13 protein-coding genes are annotated in these 16,456 nt (G+C 51.6%); 5 read left to right on the plus strand and 8 right to left on the minus strand.

Annotation, left to right across the window (positions count from 1 at the left end; genetic code table 11):
* Together ABC502_RS15970 and ABC502_RS15975 are read left to right on the plus strand one after the other, a co-directional pair.
* The gene (locus ABC502_RS15970) at positions 1–915 is read left to right on the plus strand and encodes a diguanylate cyclase (RefSeq protein WP_330087459.1); all 915 of its coding nucleotides are present in this window, start codon (positions 1–3) and stop codon (positions 913–915) included.
* 24 nt (positions 916–939) lie between these two features.
* Entirely contained in the window at positions 940–1,167 is a 228-nt protein-coding gene (locus ABC502_RS15975) for a DUF2798 domain-containing protein (RefSeq protein WP_330087460.1), read from the plus strand.
* Positions 1,168–1,175: 8 nt separating this feature from the next.
* Here the strand turns inward: ABC502_RS15975 and ABC502_RS15980 are convergent, their stop codons facing one another.
* From ABC502_RS15980 to ABC502_RS15995, 4 genes are all read right to left on the minus strand, one after another.
* Positions 1,176–1,595, minus strand: a complete 420-nt coding sequence (locus ABC502_RS15980; protein ID WP_345916615.1) for a group 1 truncated hemoglobin — start codon at positions 1,593–1,595, stop codon at positions 1,176–1,178.
* Positions 1,595–2,425, minus strand: a complete 831-nt coding sequence (locus tag ABC502_RS15985) for a DUF3034 family protein (protein ID WP_345916616.1) — start codon at positions 2,423–2,425, stop codon at positions 1,595–1,597. The genes ABC502_RS15980 and ABC502_RS15985 overlap by 1 nt, the downstream gene beginning before the upstream one ends.
* Positions 2,422–4,659, minus strand: coding sequence for an EAL domain-containing protein (locus ABC502_RS15990; RefSeq protein WP_345916617.1), 2,238 nt, complete (start codon positions 4,657–4,659; stop codon positions 2,422–2,424). Before ABC502_RS15990 ends, ABC502_RS15985 begins: the two co-directional genes overlap by 4 nt.
* Before the next feature lie 103 nt (positions 4,660–4,762).
* Positions 4,763–5,407: a methylamine utilization protein gene (locus tag ABC502_RS15995; RefSeq protein ID WP_345916618.1), complete on the minus strand. Its 645-nt coding sequence runs from the start codon at positions 5,405–5,407 to the stop codon at positions 4,763–4,765.
* Positions 5,408–5,521: 114 nt separating this feature from the next.
* On the opposite strand from ABC502_RS15995, the gene ABC502_RS16000 reads away from it, so the two are divergent.
* The gene (locus ABC502_RS16000; RefSeq protein WP_345916619.1) at positions 5,522–7,804 is read left to right on the plus strand and encodes a patatin-like phospholipase family protein; all 2,283 of its coding nucleotides are present in this window, start codon (positions 5,522–5,524) and stop codon (positions 7,802–7,804) included.
* A 43-nt stretch (positions 7,805–7,847) separates the two neighbouring features.
* On the opposite strand, the gene ABC502_RS16005 is transcribed toward ABC502_RS16000, so the two are convergent.
* Entirely contained in the window at positions 7,848–9,836 is a 1,989-nt protein-coding gene (locus ABC502_RS16005; protein WP_345916620.1) for a S9 family peptidase, read from the minus strand.
* Positions 9,837–9,928: 92 nt separating this feature from the next.
* Positions 9,929–10,108 carry a hypothetical protein gene (locus ABC502_RS16010; RefSeq protein ID WP_330087467.1) on the minus strand — a complete coding sequence of 60 codons (180 nt, stop codon included), beginning with the start codon at positions 10,106–10,108 and terminating at the stop codon, positions 9,929–9,931.
* Positions 10,109–10,258: 150 nt separating this feature from the next.
* Between ABC502_RS16010 and ABC502_RS16015 the strand changes: the two genes are divergently transcribed.
* Positions 10,259–11,785 (plus strand): DNA recombination protein RmuC, encoded by a 1,527-nt coding sequence (locus ABC502_RS16015; protein WP_345916748.1) that lies wholly within the window; start codon positions 10,259–10,261, stop codon positions 11,783–11,785.
* Here ABC502_RS16015 and ABC502_RS16020 read toward each other — a convergent pair.
* Positions 11,727–11,930: a hypothetical protein gene (locus ABC502_RS16020; protein WP_330087468.1), complete on the minus strand. Its 204-nt coding sequence runs from the start codon at positions 11,928–11,930 to the stop codon at positions 11,727–11,729. The two genes, ABC502_RS16015 and ABC502_RS16020, sit on opposite strands and share 59 nt — an antisense overlap.
* A 333-nt stretch (positions 11,931–12,263) precedes the next feature.
* On the opposite strand from ABC502_RS16020, the gene ABC502_RS16025 reads away from it, so the two are divergent.
* The gene (locus ABC502_RS16025; protein ID WP_345916621.1) at positions 12,264–15,116 is read left to right on the plus strand and encodes a TonB-dependent receptor; all 2,853 of its coding nucleotides are present in this window, start codon (positions 12,264–12,266) and stop codon (positions 15,114–15,116) included.
* Between the two features lie 190 nt (positions 15,117–15,306).
* On the opposite strand, the gene ABC502_RS16030 is transcribed toward ABC502_RS16025, so the two are convergent.
* The gene (locus ABC502_RS16030; RefSeq protein ID WP_330087470.1) at positions 15,307–16,401 is read right to left on the minus strand and encodes a dipeptide epimerase; all 1,095 of its coding nucleotides are present in this window, start codon (positions 16,399–16,401) and stop codon (positions 15,307–15,309) included.
* Between the last annotated feature and the right edge of the window lie 55 nt (positions 16,402–16,456).

Below are 16,456 nucleotides of genomic sequence, written 5' to 3' on the forward strand. Positions count from 1 at the left end.
ATGATGCATCAGATGTTGGCGGATTTTCTTTCTCGCAGTGGCGATGGTTATGGCATTTTTAATGCCGATGATCGGCTGGTGTTTTCCAACCCGGCCCTGGCAGAGATTTTCGCCATTGAGCCAGAGCGATTACACGGCATGTCGTTTGAGCAAATTATCCGTTGTTGCCATCAGCAGCAGCAAGGATTAAAAATTGAAACCACCGATCTAGACCACTGGCTGCTGTATGCCAGTCAGCGTCGGCGCAGTGTGCCTTTTCGCATTTTTGAGGCTGATACTGTCGATGGCAATTGGTATTTGATGTCAGAGCAATGCAATAGTGAAGGTGCTATTTTGCTGCATGCCAAGGACATTACCGAGCAAAAGCGATTGCAACTTGCGTTGTTGCAGACCGAGCAGCGTTTAAAAAATCAGGCCAATACTGATGAGCTGACCGGTATCGCCAATCGTCGCTTTTTTATGCACCAGGCTGAGAAGATACTCAAGCATCAGGACAGGATCGGGGCCAAATGCAGCTTGCTGATGCTGGATATCGATCATTTTAAAGGATTGAATGATCACTACGGTCACCTGGCCGGTGATAGAGCGCTGCAATTTATCTGCGAGCAAATCCGGTTGCAACTCAGAGAATATGATCTTTTCGCCCGCTATGGCGGCGAAGAATTTGTGATCGTATTGGCGGATATCCCTGCCCGGGAAGCGGTGTCGGTTGCTGAACGCATTCAACAGCAACTGGCAACACATGTACTGCATTACCGGCAGGCGCCAATCCGTCTGCAGGTGTCGATTGGTATTGCCGAGCATGAACCAGAGCAAAGCCTGAATGTGTTACTGCAGCGAGCGGACCAAGCTTTGTACCAGGCAAAAGCAGCCGGTAAAAATTGCTGTGTTGTTGCCAGGGCGTCCACGTTATAATTGCCTTTTTATCAGGTATTTCTTATGTTGCCCGCAAAACTTCAACCTTTGGTGTTTGCTTTTATTATGTCCGGCTTTATGGCTTTTTTGATGTCTGGCATTCTTACCTTATTAAATCTTGGTTGGTTCAGTGGTTTTGTCCTTAGCTGGCTGAAAGCTTATCTGGTGGCCCATGCCTGTGCTTTTCCGCTGGTGTTGATTTTTGCGCCACTGAGCCGGCGCTTAACAGCCTTGCTGATCCGCCCGTCTTGAGCCAAGCTTTAGCGGCCAATAACTTCAGGGTACATAGGGGCGAGCAAAGCCAGTAGCTGATTTTGCGTGCCATAGGGAATGCCTTGCTGTTGCATGGCGCTGATCAGGTGATTGACCAGCCGATCAAAATCCCGGGTATTCAGGTTCAGACCGGTATGACTTTCCTCCATTGTTGCTCCGCTGTAGACACAAGGGCCTCCGGATAATTCGCACAGTTGCTCAATCAATAAATGCCTGAAGCGGGGGATATCGGTGTCGCGAAAATGATTGACGATCAGCGGATCATGCTCAATCCGATAGAGCAACTGATCAGTAATGGCTGTGATGCCTGCTTCTTCGCCCAGCTGTTGATACAAACTAGGCTGAGGAGTTTGACTGCAGGCTAATAGTAACAAGGCCGTACTGAGTAGACTAAGCAGTGACTTCATTACCAGCTCCCTTCTAAAGCAAGATACCACCCTTGTTGCGAGGGCAGGCCTGCGATACTACCTAAATCGACATAGGCAGCGGTTACGGACAGGTTTGGGTTAACAAACCAGGCTACAAACAGATCGCGCCAGTGCTGTTCATCGGCAAATGCCAGCCGATTCGGTTTTTGCTTAAATTCGACCCCAACGGCCAGATGATGGGTCAGCAACAAAGCTGCTGATCCTTCAAACATCAGTTGATGGCGTTGATTTTCTGTGTTGCCAAAGCCAAGCAAACCCGTCTGGTTCGCTTGAGTAGCACGGATGGTGCCGTTTAGCAGTAAGTTACGGCCAGCTATGGCATCCAGCCAAACTTTACTGGCAGCTACATAGGCATCAACCCCGCTTCGCGATCGGGCTCCAACCAGAGATGGCAGCTCAAAATCCAGGTGACGTTTGTAGTGCAGGCCCAGGCTGATTTGTGGCAGATTGGTATAAAGTAACTGACCAGCAAGCCGGTACTTAACACCGACAATATCCTGCCGCAATTGACCACCGATGCTATCGAGCTTAAATTGTTGCCGGGCATAAGACAGCTCCCAGCGATTATCAACACTTAATCCGATTCCGGTTGAATGCAAGGTAAAGTCATCGACCCCGACCCAGCTGCCAAAAGCCTGCAGGCTCCACTCTTCATTACTCCCGTAACCGTTGATCACTGCCCAGGGCACAATGCCGCCACCGGCACTGCCTTCAATGGTGGTGGCTCCACCCGTTGCCAGCACTCTGCTTGCGGCATGAACTGGCAAAGCCAGCAAAGCCAGTAGCAACCAGATCACTGTTTTATTCATGCATTTACCTCACTAAAATAATCGGCTCCCGTCTGCTGGAATTGCTGTAGCCAGTGGTCAAAGTCTGTTGCTGGCATTGGTTTGGCAAAGTAATAGCCCTGAACGGTATCGCAACCAAGCGCCAGAAGTTTAGTAAGACCCGCACGGTTTTCCAGCCCTTCGGCAGTGATCTGAAACCCTAAGCCTTTGGCTAAGCGGCTGGCTGCTTCGACGATCAGCTCATCATCGCTGTTGTGCTCAATATCTTTGATAAAAGCCCGATCAATTTTTACTTCATGAACCGGCAACAACTTCAGATAGGCCAATGATGAATGACCGGTACCAAAGTCATCGATTGCCAGTTCAACCCCTAGCGCTGCCAGTTGATGGAGGTTCCGAATCACCCGCTCCGGGTCCTGCATTACGGCACCCTCGGTAACTTCCAATGCCAACACCTTAGCAGATACTCTGGCCTGGTTTAGCAATTGCTGGATACGTGTTGGCAGTTGCTCATCGATCAGATCCAACGGTGAAAGATTCACAGCCAACTTTAAACCCGGATGGGAGCTTTGCCACAGTGCTGCTTGTGTAATCACCTGGCTTAGCATCCAGTCGGTGACCAACTGAATATGGCCGCTGTGCTCGGCTAAGCGAATAAACTCATCCGGTGGGATAAAACCAAGACTTGGATGCTGCCAGCGGATTAAGGCTTCTGCTGCTAGGCAGTTTTGATGCTGCAGTGATACTTTGGGTTGATAACAGATACTCAGCGTATTGGCTGCCAGAGCAACTGGCAAGTCCTGAATGATGGTCAGTTCGCGCAGATGACGTTCATCCTGACCTGCTTGATAACCAGCAACGCCTTCGCTCAGTTGTTTAGCTGCGGCGCTGGCGATATCAACCCGGCGTAGTAAGGTGCTGACTACAAGAGGTTCAGCTATCGGCACGGCAAAGCGATAATAGCCCAAGGTGAGCTGTAAGCTGATACTGCTGTGTTGCAGTTGATAAGCAGCCTGCAAAGGAGCTGTTACTGCTGTCAACTCAGTGGGTAATTCGGCATAGATCAACAGGAACTCATCGCCGCCAACCCGCGCACTAAATAGCGGCGCAGGGGCCAGTTGGCGAATACGCTCCGCCAGAAGTTGCAGCAGTTGATCGCCGGTATCCAGACCAAAGGCATCGTTGATATGGCGAAAGTTGCGAATGTTCAGCAACAGCAAGACGCCGGCTTGCTGCCGTCCATAGTTTTTCAACCAGCGCTCGGCTGCGCTGCGGTTAGCAAGGCCGGTGAGAGGATCTTGCTCAGCTTGCTCGATCAGTAAACGCTCCCGCTCGGCCAGCCGCTGCTGCATCTGGTTAAGGGTTTTACTAAGGACGCCGACTTCACCGCGAGCCTTTGGTAAAGCTGGGGTGGCTTCACCTTCCCCCAGTTGCCTGGCAAATTTGCTGAGCTTTTGCAATGGTTCGGTGATGCTGCGGCCCAGCCAGAATGCGGCCAGCAAAGATACCGTCAGCGCAACGCCAAAAATACCGACTAACTGGCTTCGCATACTCTGGTAGTTTTGTAGCCAGCGGCTGTTCGGTAAGTGCAGCAATGCCCAGAGATCGGCATGTTCCAGTGGCCTGCTGAGGGTCAGGTAACGCTGATCCTGACTGGCGGAGGGGTCATTGGTTAACTCTGTTAAGGCGATGGTTTCAGGCAGCAGGTCTGACAAACTCTGATTGCTTAGTGTCGAGGTGAGCAAGTGTATTTCCTGCCCTGTTTGGTACTGAATAAAACTGATGTCCAGACCTGTAATGGCTTTTAACTGCAGTGCTAATGTTTCGTCCAGCACAAAACCCATGCCAACCCAGGCGATGATATTCGGTGCTCGTACCGGGACCAACACCAGTTGGTAAGCTTGACCGTCCAGCGGAAAAATAGCGCTGTGCCTGCTGAAAGCTGCTTGTTGGGCCGCTTGCAGTAATGGGCTGAGCTGGTCTTCGCTTAGTTCGCGGCGACTGCTGGCCAATAAGTTCCCTTGTGGGTCTAACAGCACCACCAATTGTGCTTCGATGCGGCTACCATGGTTCTCCAGTACCGACTGAATAGTGGCGGACTCGGATGTTGCCACCGCCTGTCGGAATCCAAAATCAGCGGCCAGTACCTGCACCGATTGACCAAGTTGTTGCGAGCGTTCATTAAGCAATTGCTCAAATACATTGGCGGCAACCGTCAGAACTTGCCGGGCTTGTTGCTGACTGTCTTTTTTCATAGCACTCAGACTGGCCAACGCTGTGGCCAAAGCAAGTAAGCTCAACAAGCCAATGATTACAAGCAGTAGGCGGTGACGTAATGAGTTGAGTATTCGCATCGATTCAGGAGCCAAAGCCACGTTGTGGGGTGGGTTGCTTCGGGCGGTGTTGAACAGTCAGCTGGTACTGGCTTTGGCTATTACCTTTGTGTTCCACCTCAATCAGCGCCCAATCTTCCTGTTGGAAAGGGTGCCACAGCCGGAGCTGATAGCGACCTGCCTCCAGACTCTGGAATTGAGCTTCTCCCCTGGCGTTGGTGACTTGCAACAAGGGACTGTTGCTAATAAACACATAAGCTTCCATGTAATCGTGAATATTGCAACCCAGGGCGACGATACCGGCTTGATCAAAGCGTACCGGCTGTTCTGGCTGGCCATGATAGAGCTGAATTTCAAACACCTTGGCTGGTGAAAAGGAATAGACATGGTGACGGGTGCGATCCATATTTGGAAAATCAACTGCAGTACCGACCTGAATGGCTGAGACGAAAGGCACAAAGTTCAGCCCCTGCTGCTTAACGGTCACGGATGCCGGAAGTTGGGGGGGAGTCGGCTGGGGGGTATCCAGCACCACAAGTTCGACCACCGCATCCTCTAATGGCTTACCATCTTGATCCAATACCAGAATTTGCCAATCTCCGGCAGTTGCATTTAGGGTAGTTACACTGCACAGTAAACACAATGCGATAGCAGTAGCGACGAATGTCATGGCAAACAACCTCGGCTCACAGGTGATGCAAACCCAATGTTTTGCATCTGCTTTAACCTTAGCAAGGTGTTGGGCTGGACTCAAACAGATTCTTAAAAGGAGCTTGGATCAGGCATGAAGCAACAAAAAAGTCGCACAGGCTGGAGCCGGCTCGGTTGGCTGCTTTGCTGGTGGCCAGCTTTACTTTCTGCGGAAACGACAGAACTTAGCGGTCCTTGCGCAATGGTGACAGATAGGCCTTGCGTTGCACTGGTTTTAGGTGGCGGTGGTGCCAGAGGCGGTGCTCATCTGGGAGTGATTCGTTATTTGGAGCAGCAGCAAATCCCGGTTGATTTGGTGATAGGAACCAGCATTGGTGCTTTTGTCGGTGGCTTGTATGCCAGCGGCAAAGGTCCGGAGCAAATTGAACACATACTCACGGAGTTGCCCTGGGGAGAGGGCTTTCAGGATCGGGTACGGCGTCATGAGATGCCGGCCAGAAGGAAGCAACAGGGCGATGCTTACCCGATCCAGCTGGAATTGGGTTTACGACTGGATGGCGTGCACCTGCCCAAAGGCGTGCTGCATGGTCAGGCCATGGCTCAGTTGCTGCAGCAAGCTTTTGGGGTTCAGGCCAATCAGCTGGATTTTGATGAGCTGGCAATTCCGTTTCGAGCGGTAGCCGCCGACCTGGTGACAGGCGAGGCCGTGGTACTGAATGAAGGCAGTTTGCTGCAAGCGGTGCAGGCTTCCATGTCGATCCCCGGGGTGGTCAGGCCGATGGAAATCAATCAGCGTATTCTGGTGGATGGGGGCGTTGCCAATAATTTGCCGGTCGATGTTGCCAAGGCGCTTGGCGCTGAACGTATTATTGCCGTGAGCATTGATGCGCCTTTATTGCAAAAGGAGGACTTGACCGATGCGTTTAGTGTCTCTGAACAATTAACCAATTTTTTGGTTCGCCGTGGCCTGGCCGTTCAGTTGGCGTTACTGGACGAGCAGGATATTTTGCTGCAACCCGGTTTGACCGGCATCGGCACCCTTGACTTTGATCGCCTGATGGAGGGAGCTGATATTGGCTACCAGAGCGCTCAGGCGGCCTCCGAGTTGCAAGCGCTATCGGTATCGGCCGCAGACTATCATCAGTGGCTGTTAAGCCACCGCTTACCCGATCCATCCGGTCAGCATATCGACCAGATAGTGTTGCACAATCACTCTGCACTTGCCGATGACATCCTGCTAAGTCGCCTCGGTATTAAGCCTGGAGATCCATACGATAGTCAGGTGGTAGAGAAAGGTATCCGGCGTTTGTATGGTCTGGATGTGTTTGAGCGTGTTTCCCAGCAACTCACCATTTTAGACGACGACAGTACCGAACTGCAGGTGCAGGTGCAGGAGAAAAGCTGGGGGCCGGGTTACCTGAATTTCCGTTTGCGTTTTGAAGATGATTTTCAGAATAAACACCATTACCAGCTTGCCGCCAGCTATCTGTATACCAACTTAAGCCCGCTGGGAGCAGAGTGGTATTCAGAGGTCGGTATTGGCAGCGACAAGCTGATTAGTAGTGAACTGTACTGGCCGGTGTTTAGCCCGGCTACTTTTGTCAGTGGCAAGTTTTCGGCGTTCAGTGATCGTCAGGTGTTGGAGGATGAGAACCGGCGTTCACTGGGTGATTTGAATCACAGTGAGTTCAATAGTACGGTGCTGGCCGGTCTGAATGTCAGTGACCACCTGACGCTGGCCAGCGGTTGGACCCGTAGAGTGGGCCGCTACCGCGCACCAGGCTCTTTGCGTGAGACTGAAAGTGGGGTGCGTTTATCCTATCAGCGTTATGGACCTGTGTTGCAAGGACACTGGGACACTCTGGATAACATCAACTTTCCGGGCCGGGGCATTCGGCTGAGCAGTGAAGTGCAGTGGCTGCAGGATCGCTCCGGTGTCAGCCGTGGCAATAGCCAGACACTGAACCTGGATTTGTTGGTTGCTAAAAGCTGGCAGGCGCACCGGTTGCATAGCCGTTGGAGTTGGCAGCGTTATCGCAATGACGATCCAGAGCTGATTTTAGAGCAATTTAGCCTGGGGGGCTTTTTGAATTTATCGGGGTATCCGCATCAGTATCTGTACGGTAGCACCGTGAGTTTTGGTAGCCTGGTCTATCAGTACCAACTGACACAGTCCCAAATGTCATTTTTAAATATGCCCTGGTTTATTGGTGGCTCCATTGAGCGTGGCCGGGTGCGGGATGATTTGCTGAACCTGAATCAGGCGCAGCAAACCGATGCCTGGTTATGGGCTGGCAGCCTGTTCCTTGGTTGGGACAGCCCACTTGGTCCACTGTTTTTTGGCTATGGCCGAGCCGAGGGGGACAACCGCAGTCAGGTTGACTCCTGGTATTTATCGCTGGGGCATAACTTCTAACTGGTAACCCCAGCGAGTAGCGGTTCGTTTGTTATCACCAAACTTAGTCGGCGTAACGCTCAAACCATGCCAGGATGCGTTTGAGCCGCTCCACCAGATTGATGGGCGTGCCATTCCTGGACAGGCTATGGCCTTCGCCTTTGAACACCACCATCTCCACCGGCACATCGTTGGCTTTTAGTGCATAAAACCACTCTTCGCCCTGGCCTATTGGCGTGATGTGATCTTCAGTGCTGTGAATGATCAGTGTTGGTGTACTGACCTGATTGGCATACTTTAACGGCGAGCGGTTCCAGTACAGCTCGAAATTCTGCCAGATGGTACCGGAAAATTCACGGCGCATCGAGTTTGGCGGATATTGCTGGGTGCCGGCTTCGGATAGCCAGTTACTGACACTGCGTTGGGTTACCGCGGCTTTAAAGCGGTCGGTTTGTGTGGTAATCCAGTTGGTTAAAAAGCCGCCGTGGCTGCCGCCGGTAATGTACAGACGAGAGCTGTCCAGCCATTCGTACTGCTGCAACACATGGTCCAGCACGGCCATGTTGTCGCGGAAATCGACGCCACCGTAATCGGCATGCACTGCATGCTGATGGGCATAACCATAGCCGGTACTGCCGCGGTAGTTGGTAAAGACGACCGCATAGCCAGCAGCAGCCATCATTTGAAACTCATGAAACCACTGATGGCCCCACATGCCGCCCGGCCCGCCTTTGATATTTAGGATCAGCGGATAAGACAGGCCGGCTTGCCACCCAATAGGTTTGAGTAAGAAGCCCTGGCTTTGGCCTTGCTCGTGCTCAAACCAGAACGATTCCAGTGGCTGCAACTTGAGCTCGCTCAGTAGCTGCTGATTGAATCGGGTGAGCTGCCGTGGTGCTTGGTTGGCATTTTGAAACCAGATTTCTGGCAGGTGCTGCTCATCTTGCCAGAGGTAACCCAGGCGTTTGCCATCGGCAGTTAAGGTAAGCTGTGAGGCACTGCCTTGCTCGCTTAAACGAATACGGGGAGTATCGCGGCGCAGATCCAGTTCAAAAACCGGCCGTGAGCCCTGATGATCAGCACTCAGTAAGATGCGATCCTTGCTTTGCCAGAGTGCATTGCTGGCGTTGCGATCCCAGTCCTTAGCTATCAGGCGGTTGCCACCAGTGCGCAGCTGATGCAGCACCAACTGCTGTGGTTCAAAATAGTCGGCCTGATGCTGATACAGCAACTGGCTGCCATCCGGCGACCATTGCGGGGAACTGGCCTGGCCTGGCAGGGTATCCAGCCGGGTGATGGAGCCATCATTCAGTGCAAGCAAGAATAAATCCTGCTGCATGCTGCCCTCCAGTGCATCCTCACTGCGATCAGAGGCAAAGACAATCTGGCTGCCATCGGGAGAAAACTGTGCCGAATGATCATGCCAGCGGGCGTCACCGGTTAGACGGCTGAGTTGCTGCGTGGCGATATCCAACAGCCAAAGACCAGAGCGCCGCTCATTCAGATAACCGCTGCCATCACTTTTGTACAGCGCATGGCGGATGACCACCACATCAGCCTCAGGGGATCCATGGTTGGCTTTCTCAGCCGTGGGGTCCTCAATGGCCGGATCCACCGACAAAGTCAGCAGCAACTGTTGGCCATCGGGCGACCAGCTGAAATCACGAATACCGGCCTGCTTGAGCGAGGTGATTGCCCGGGCCTCTCCCCCCGCTATTGGCAGCAGGTGCAGCTGCTGGCCATCCTTGCGGCCTGAAAGAAAAGCCAGTTGGCTGCCATCCGGCGACCAGCGTGGGCTGCGGTCATGGTTGCTAAAGGTCAGTTGGCGGGGATCTGTCTTGCCATCGGTTGCCACCAGCCAGAGATTGCTATGGCGGCTGCGTTTATCCTCGCCAATGGTGCTGTGCACAAAAGCAAGCTGCCGGCCATCCGGTGCCAACTGTGGATCCGCCACAAAGACAAAACGGTAGTAGTCGTCTGGCAGCATGCCACGAGGCTCGGCGCCCAGTAGCAGTGGCGTTAATAAACACAGTGCAACAAAAAGTCGAAACATCGGTAAACTCCTGGAACGGCATGCAGGGATTGCAGCGCACTAACAGCACACGGGCAAGTCAAAACCGGCGGCCAGCATGCTGGGCGAGATGGTTAGCGAAATAACATGTACAGCAGCTGAGCCAGCAGCACGATACCGACTAGTGGAAAAATATAGCGGGTAATTTTACTCAGTTCTTCCTCACTTCGGCGCTTGCCGTACTTTTCCAGTACCGTTACCAGAATAAATAAGGCAACAAACAGCAAGGCCAGAATGATAAAAATAGGTGGCATAGTTCCATCCGGTTTTGTCGGTGATGGTGCAGTGTAATACGAAAAATGCACAGACGAAACCGGCAGAGTCTATCAATGCTTGTTCCTAAGGCCAGGATAGGTCAGCATAGGCCTTATCCGCACTAAACGGAATGCGATCGCATGAATGAAATGTCCATCTATGTTCTGTCGGGAGTTGCTGTTGCGCTGTTATTGCTGCTGCCGGCCCTGTTGTTTTTACGGCAAAAGTCCCGCTTGCTTTTACAGACCATGCAACAGCAACTGGAGCAAAGTCAGCAACAGGCACAGCAGTACCAACATGAGTTGAAAGCACAAATGGAGCTGGCAGCACGCAGCCGCGATCTGTTGCAGATACGGCAAACCGAATTGCGTGAGCGCGAGCTGCAACTCGCTGAGCTGAAACAAATGCAGCAGCAACACAAAGCGGAGCAGCAGACACTGCACAGCAACTATCTGGCGATGAAAGAACAACATGATCGGCTGCACAGCACCCTCGCTGCCAAAGAGCAGCACTTTGCTGAGCAACTGGCTTTGCTGAAAGACAGCCGTGATCAGCTGAAAAAAGAGTTTGAGTTATTGGCGCAAGACGTGCTGGAGCGCAAGGGCAAGGCGTTCAGTGAGCTTAGCCAGCAGCAGTTGCAGCAGTTGTTGTCCCCACTGCAGCAGGACATGAAGGGCTTCCGCGATAAGATGGAGCGTATGCACAGCGATGAACTGCAACAACGCAGCGCCCTTAAAACCGAGCTGATCAATCTGCAGCAATTGAATCATCGCATCACCGACCAGGCTGAGCAATTAACCAAAGCATTGCAGGGACAAAAAAAGGTACAGGGTAACTGGGGTGAGTTAATGTTGGAAAATGTGCTGGACAACTCTGGTTTACGTGCCGGTGTGGACTATCAACGCGAGGTAAGTTTTGACAGTGACGATGGCAAGCGGCGGCCGGATGCTATTGTGTACCTGCCGCAGCAGCGGCATATGGTGATTGATGCCAAAACCTCGCTGGCTGCTTACACCCGCTTTGTTAATGCGGATGATGACAGCGCGCGCGCGCAGGCCCTGGCAGAACATTGCCAGGCTGTGCAAGATCGCATCACTGAGTTGGCGGATAAAAACTATTATCAGCTGGCAGGATTGAATTCGCCGGAAGTGGTGTTTTTGTTTATCCCGATTGAATCGGCTTATGTCGAGGCACTGAAATCCGATCCCGAGCTGTACCAGCGGGCATTGCAACGCAACGTGCTGGTCGCTACACCGACCACCTTGCTAACCAGCCTGAATATTGTGCGCCAACTCTGGCGTTTTGAAGATCAAAGCAAGCACAGTGCCGAGCTGGCCAATCGAGCCGAAAAATTTTACAGCAAACTGAAACTGTTTTTGGACAGCATGCTAGGGGTGGGCAAGCAATTGGACAAGGCTCGCGAAAGCTATGACAAAGCGTTTGGTCAGTTGTACAGTGGGCGCGGCAACCTCATTAAACAAGCGGCTGAGTTTAAAGAGCTGGGCGTGGCAGTTAAAAGCGAACTCGATGCCGGGCTGCTGGAAAAAGCCCGGCTGGAGTTGCATGCAACAGCGCAGCAAAATAGCGCAGAAGATGAGCTATCAGACGACAATAGGCTCAGTGGTAGCAGAGTGCAAATAGCATCATCGCCAGAATCGCAAAAGAGCCTGCGCTGAAAATACCGAACTCAATACGAGCCTCCATGCGTTGTTCCGGGCTGAGATTCGCCGGTAGTACACAGGCATAGATCAGGCAGCTTAACCCCAACGTCAGGCTAACAATGGTGACAGCGAACAACAAGGATGAGAAAAGCAACTCCACAACAGACTCCTTACAACAAGCAGAATGTGGCCATAGCCAGCCAACAAGCGACATATTCTACGGCAAATTCGCTGGCGTTGCATAAAAAGCCGCTCAGTTGGTACAAAAAAAGCAGACTCATTCTGGGATACCCGATTAGCCCAGAATTTTTTATATCTTTTATTCTTAAATTAAACATTGGGTTAGATTTATTTTGGAATGAAATATTCTGAATTAATAAATTATTCAGCATAATTTATTTCAAATTGATGGAATCTTTGCTATGTTAAAACTGTTCGGAAAACGAACAACTAATTAGAAGAAAATCCAGGTGACCAGTTAGGAGAGATGCACGTGAAGTTGAAACCATTAATCGGGTGTTTAGCCCTGGCCGGGCTAGGCACACACGCGATAGCGAATGATAATCTGTCTGTTGCAGAGGCCGATGAAGCCGTTGAACGAATTCGGGTCACTGGCTCCAGCATTAAACGTACTACTTTGGAAGGCGAGTTACCGATCACCGTGTTTACCCGCGAGGATATCAATGCTGCGGGTATTACCTCAGGTGAACAGCTGTTGATGCAATTGAATATTGCAGGCAATGGCATGGACAATATGGCCAGTAATGAAGGCATCACTACCGCGGAAAACCGCGGTAACTCAGGCAACTCCGGTGCCAATTTACGTGGTCAGGGGGCGGATGCCACCCTGGTGTTACTGAATGGCCGTCGTTTGGCACCGCATGGCTTAAAAGGCCGTAGCGTTGATCTGAACTCCATTCCATTTGCTGCCTTGGATCGGGTGGAGATCCTGCGTGATGGCGCTTCTGCAGTGTATGGAACCGATGCCATCGGCGGGGTGATTAACTTTATTACCCGACGTGATTACACCGGTGCCCAGGTGTCTGGTTTTGCAGATATCACCGAAGCAGGTGCAGGCCATATTTATCGCGGTAATGTGCTCTTTGGGGTAGGTGACTTTGATCAGGATGGCTGGAATGCCTTTGCCACTCTGACGGCTAAACGAAACTTGGGTATTCGTGGTACTCAGCGTGATTTTACCTACTCTTTCCGCGAAGATCGCGGCTTATCGCCGGATACGCGTGGCACACCCTTTGCTACCATTTTTAACCAGAACTCCGATACGGCTCCTGGCTTAATTGGTGGCGGTTTGCTCGATCCGGATCCGGCGAATGAAGGCGCCCTGATGGCTGCGATCAATATCCTGGCTTTACCCGGTGCGGAAGGTTGTGCGGCGGGTGGCGACTTTATGGACCGCTTCGACCCGAATCTGTACCCCTGGTCGGCAACGTCCAAATATGCCTGTGCCTGGGAATATGCCCGTCATCGTATGCTGCAGTCACCTCTGGAAAGTCTGGATTTCATTGGCCGGGTGTCTTTTAACTTAGGCGATGGCCATGAAATGTTCTTTGAACTTTCTGCCGCTCATGTCGAATCCAGAAAGAGTTTTGAAGCCTATCAAATTAGCTCCAGTACGCTTGAGAATGCCCAGTACAATCCATCCACCTGGTATCCAAGCACCGGGGCAAATTATGATCGTATCTACAATGCCTTAGGCGAGTACTTTGGTTACGATGATTTGAATTACGGTGCTCCTATTGCCTATCGTTGGCGCTGTATGGAGTGTGGGCCTCGTACTTTTGATACCGATACCACTTCCTACCGTGCTTTGTTGGCATTTGAAGGCATGATTGCCGATTATGATTACACGGTTGGGTTCTCACGTTCAGAGAATACCTCTAAAACGACTCTGGTTGATGGGTACTATTATCTGGATCAATTACAAAGCTTACTTGGCAGTGGCACCCTGGATCCTTTTGCATCGCCAGGGCAACAATCCCAGGCGGCTTTGGATGGTCTGACAGCTGCTTCAGCGGCGGGCCTTAAGCTGTATAAGGGGACGACCACTTTAACCCAACTGGATGCTGTTGTGTCCGGTGATCTGGGGCTGGAGTTACCGGGTGGTTTCATTCAGGCCGCTGTCGGAACCGACTTGCGTCGTGAGGAGTACAAGTTTGATGGCTCCGATTTAGAACCCGGTAAAACAGTGCCACTGGCACCTTTCGACGATCAAAATGCGCTGGATAAAGTAAGCCGCAATATCAAAGCTGTCTTTGCGGAAGTTTATCTGCCATTGCTGGATAATCTGGATCTGACTCTGGCCGGCCGTTACGATCATTACAGTGGTTTTGGCAGTACCACCAACCCGAAAGTATCGCTGAAGTACCAGCCTGTCGAGCAAGTTATGGTGCGGGCGGCATACAGTACTGGCTTTAAGGTGCCGAATTTTAACCAGCTGTTTGAAGGGGTTCGTGCAGAAGCCAATACCGTGGATACCTGGTTTGACCCGGCTACTTGTCCGGATGGCCAGGTCAGCGATACGCCGGGTTGTGAATCTATCCAGCCAGATATTCTGCGTGGCGGTAAAATAGACTTGCAGCCTGAAGAGTCTACGCAAAAGAGCATTGGTGTGGTACTGGTCCCTGTCGATAACTTCAATATCAGCATTGACTGGTGGGAGATTGAACGGACCAACACCATCCGTACTGCAACACAAACTGTGTTGCTGGAAAACTATGACGCTTTTCAGGACAACTTTATCCGTGATGCTTCCGGCCAAATCACACTGATTGATGGACGTTTTATCAACTCAGGGGGCACCTTGACCAGGGGCATTGAATTGGATGCTAACCTGTTTGGAGAGCTTGCTGGCGGCAGTTGGCGGGTACGGTTAAATGGTAACTACCTGCAGAGCTTTAAAACCAAAGCGCTCGACACACTGCCCTACAGTGAAAATCTGGTTGGTCAGTTTGTTTACAACAACAACTTGCCTATCAAATGGAAGCATACGCTGAATTTCAGCTACACGCATGGCGACTTTATGCACAGTCTGACGCAGATATATCGGCATGGTTATGAAGGTGCCATCTTTGCACGGATTGCCAGCGGTGCCCATACTCCCGAGAACTGGGATCAGCGGGTGAGTAGCTATACTACCTACAATTACAGCATGACGTACCGGGGCCTGGAAAATACGTTGATTACACTGGGAATTAAGAACCTGTTTGATCAGGATCCGCCGTTCTCATCACACAATATGGACTCGGCAGCTGGTTCTGCCTGGGAACCGCGTGTGGCTGATCCTCGTGGTCGGGCTTATACCTTACTGGTGGAATACACCTTCTAAGGTCGAACCGTTATAAAAAACCGCAGCCAGGATGCTGCGGTTTTTTTGTCTGCAGCAGCGCTTTATTTACATTGGTACAGGCAGCAGGGGGGATGTGTTTTGATGTTGCCAGCCTAAGCGCAGGCCTGGAGCATAAAAAAACCGGCAACCATACGGCTACCGGCTATGCTATCGGCAGGGAGAATGCCATTTAAGCGAGCATGTTCAGGCCTTTGATACTGCGAATACCAAGGCCTGGCGTATCTTCAATGCTGATATCCGCACCTTCGAACAGCACATTGCCTTCGACAGGATCAAACGAACAAAGCGAAGGGCCATCCAAGTCCACCTTGGTAATCACATCGGATTTAGCAACGGCCAGGTGCACAGCGGCAGACACACTGATGCTGGTTTCCAGCATGCAGCCAATCATGCACTGCATGTCGTAGAACGAGCAGATATCTGCGATTTTAATGGCATTGGAGATGCCGCCGGTTTTCATCAGCTTGATGTTGATGATATCGGCAGCGCGCATTTTGATCAGTTCAATAACTTCGCGCGGACTGAAGGTGGTTTCATCGGCCATGACCGGGGTATGCACCCGATCGGTAACGTATTTCAGGCCATCAATATCCAGCGCTTTAACAGGCTGCTCCACCAGTTCCAACCGGACACCGGCATCTTCCAGTTTATGCAGTGCATAGACGGCTTCCTTCGCCGTCCAGCCCTGGTTCGCATCAAGCCGGATCAGTGCCCGGCCTTCAACGGCGGCATAGATGGCTTTGACCCGCTCTATATCAACGCCTATGTCTTTGCCAACTTTGACTTTTAGTGTCTCAAAACCGCGGTCTACAGCATCCAGCGAATCTGCCACCATCTTATCGATGTAATCGACGCTGATGGTCAGGTCCGTGGTGAGTTTAGGTACACCGCCACCGAGCATTTTGTACAATGGGGCGCCATAAAGTTGCGCAAACAAGTCGTAAACCGCTATTTCTACCGCTGCTTTGGCGCTGTAGTTTTTCATAATGCAGTTTTGGATCACCCGGGTGACATGATTCAGATCGGAGATATCCAGGCCCACTAATTTGGGCTTAATCACGGTGCGGATGGCTTCGATAATAGAGCCATGAATATCACCGGTAATTACGGCCGTCGCCGGAGCTTCCCCATAACCTACATGGCCGGTATCGGTTTCTACCATAACCACGACATCTTCAATTTCATGCACGGTACGTAGCGCCGTTTTAAAGGGCGTTTTCAATGGCACCTTCAACATGCCCAAACGGATATCAGTAATCTTCATGTCTAACCTCGAACGCAAGAAATCGGTGCACTTGCACTATAATGGCTGTCTGGTT

It is taken from the genome of Alkalimonas sp. NCh-2 (genome assembly GCF_039631345.1).
Taxonomy (GTDB): domain Bacteria; phylum Pseudomonadota; class Gammaproteobacteria; order Enterobacterales; family Alteromonadaceae; genus Alkalimonas; species Alkalimonas mucilaginosa.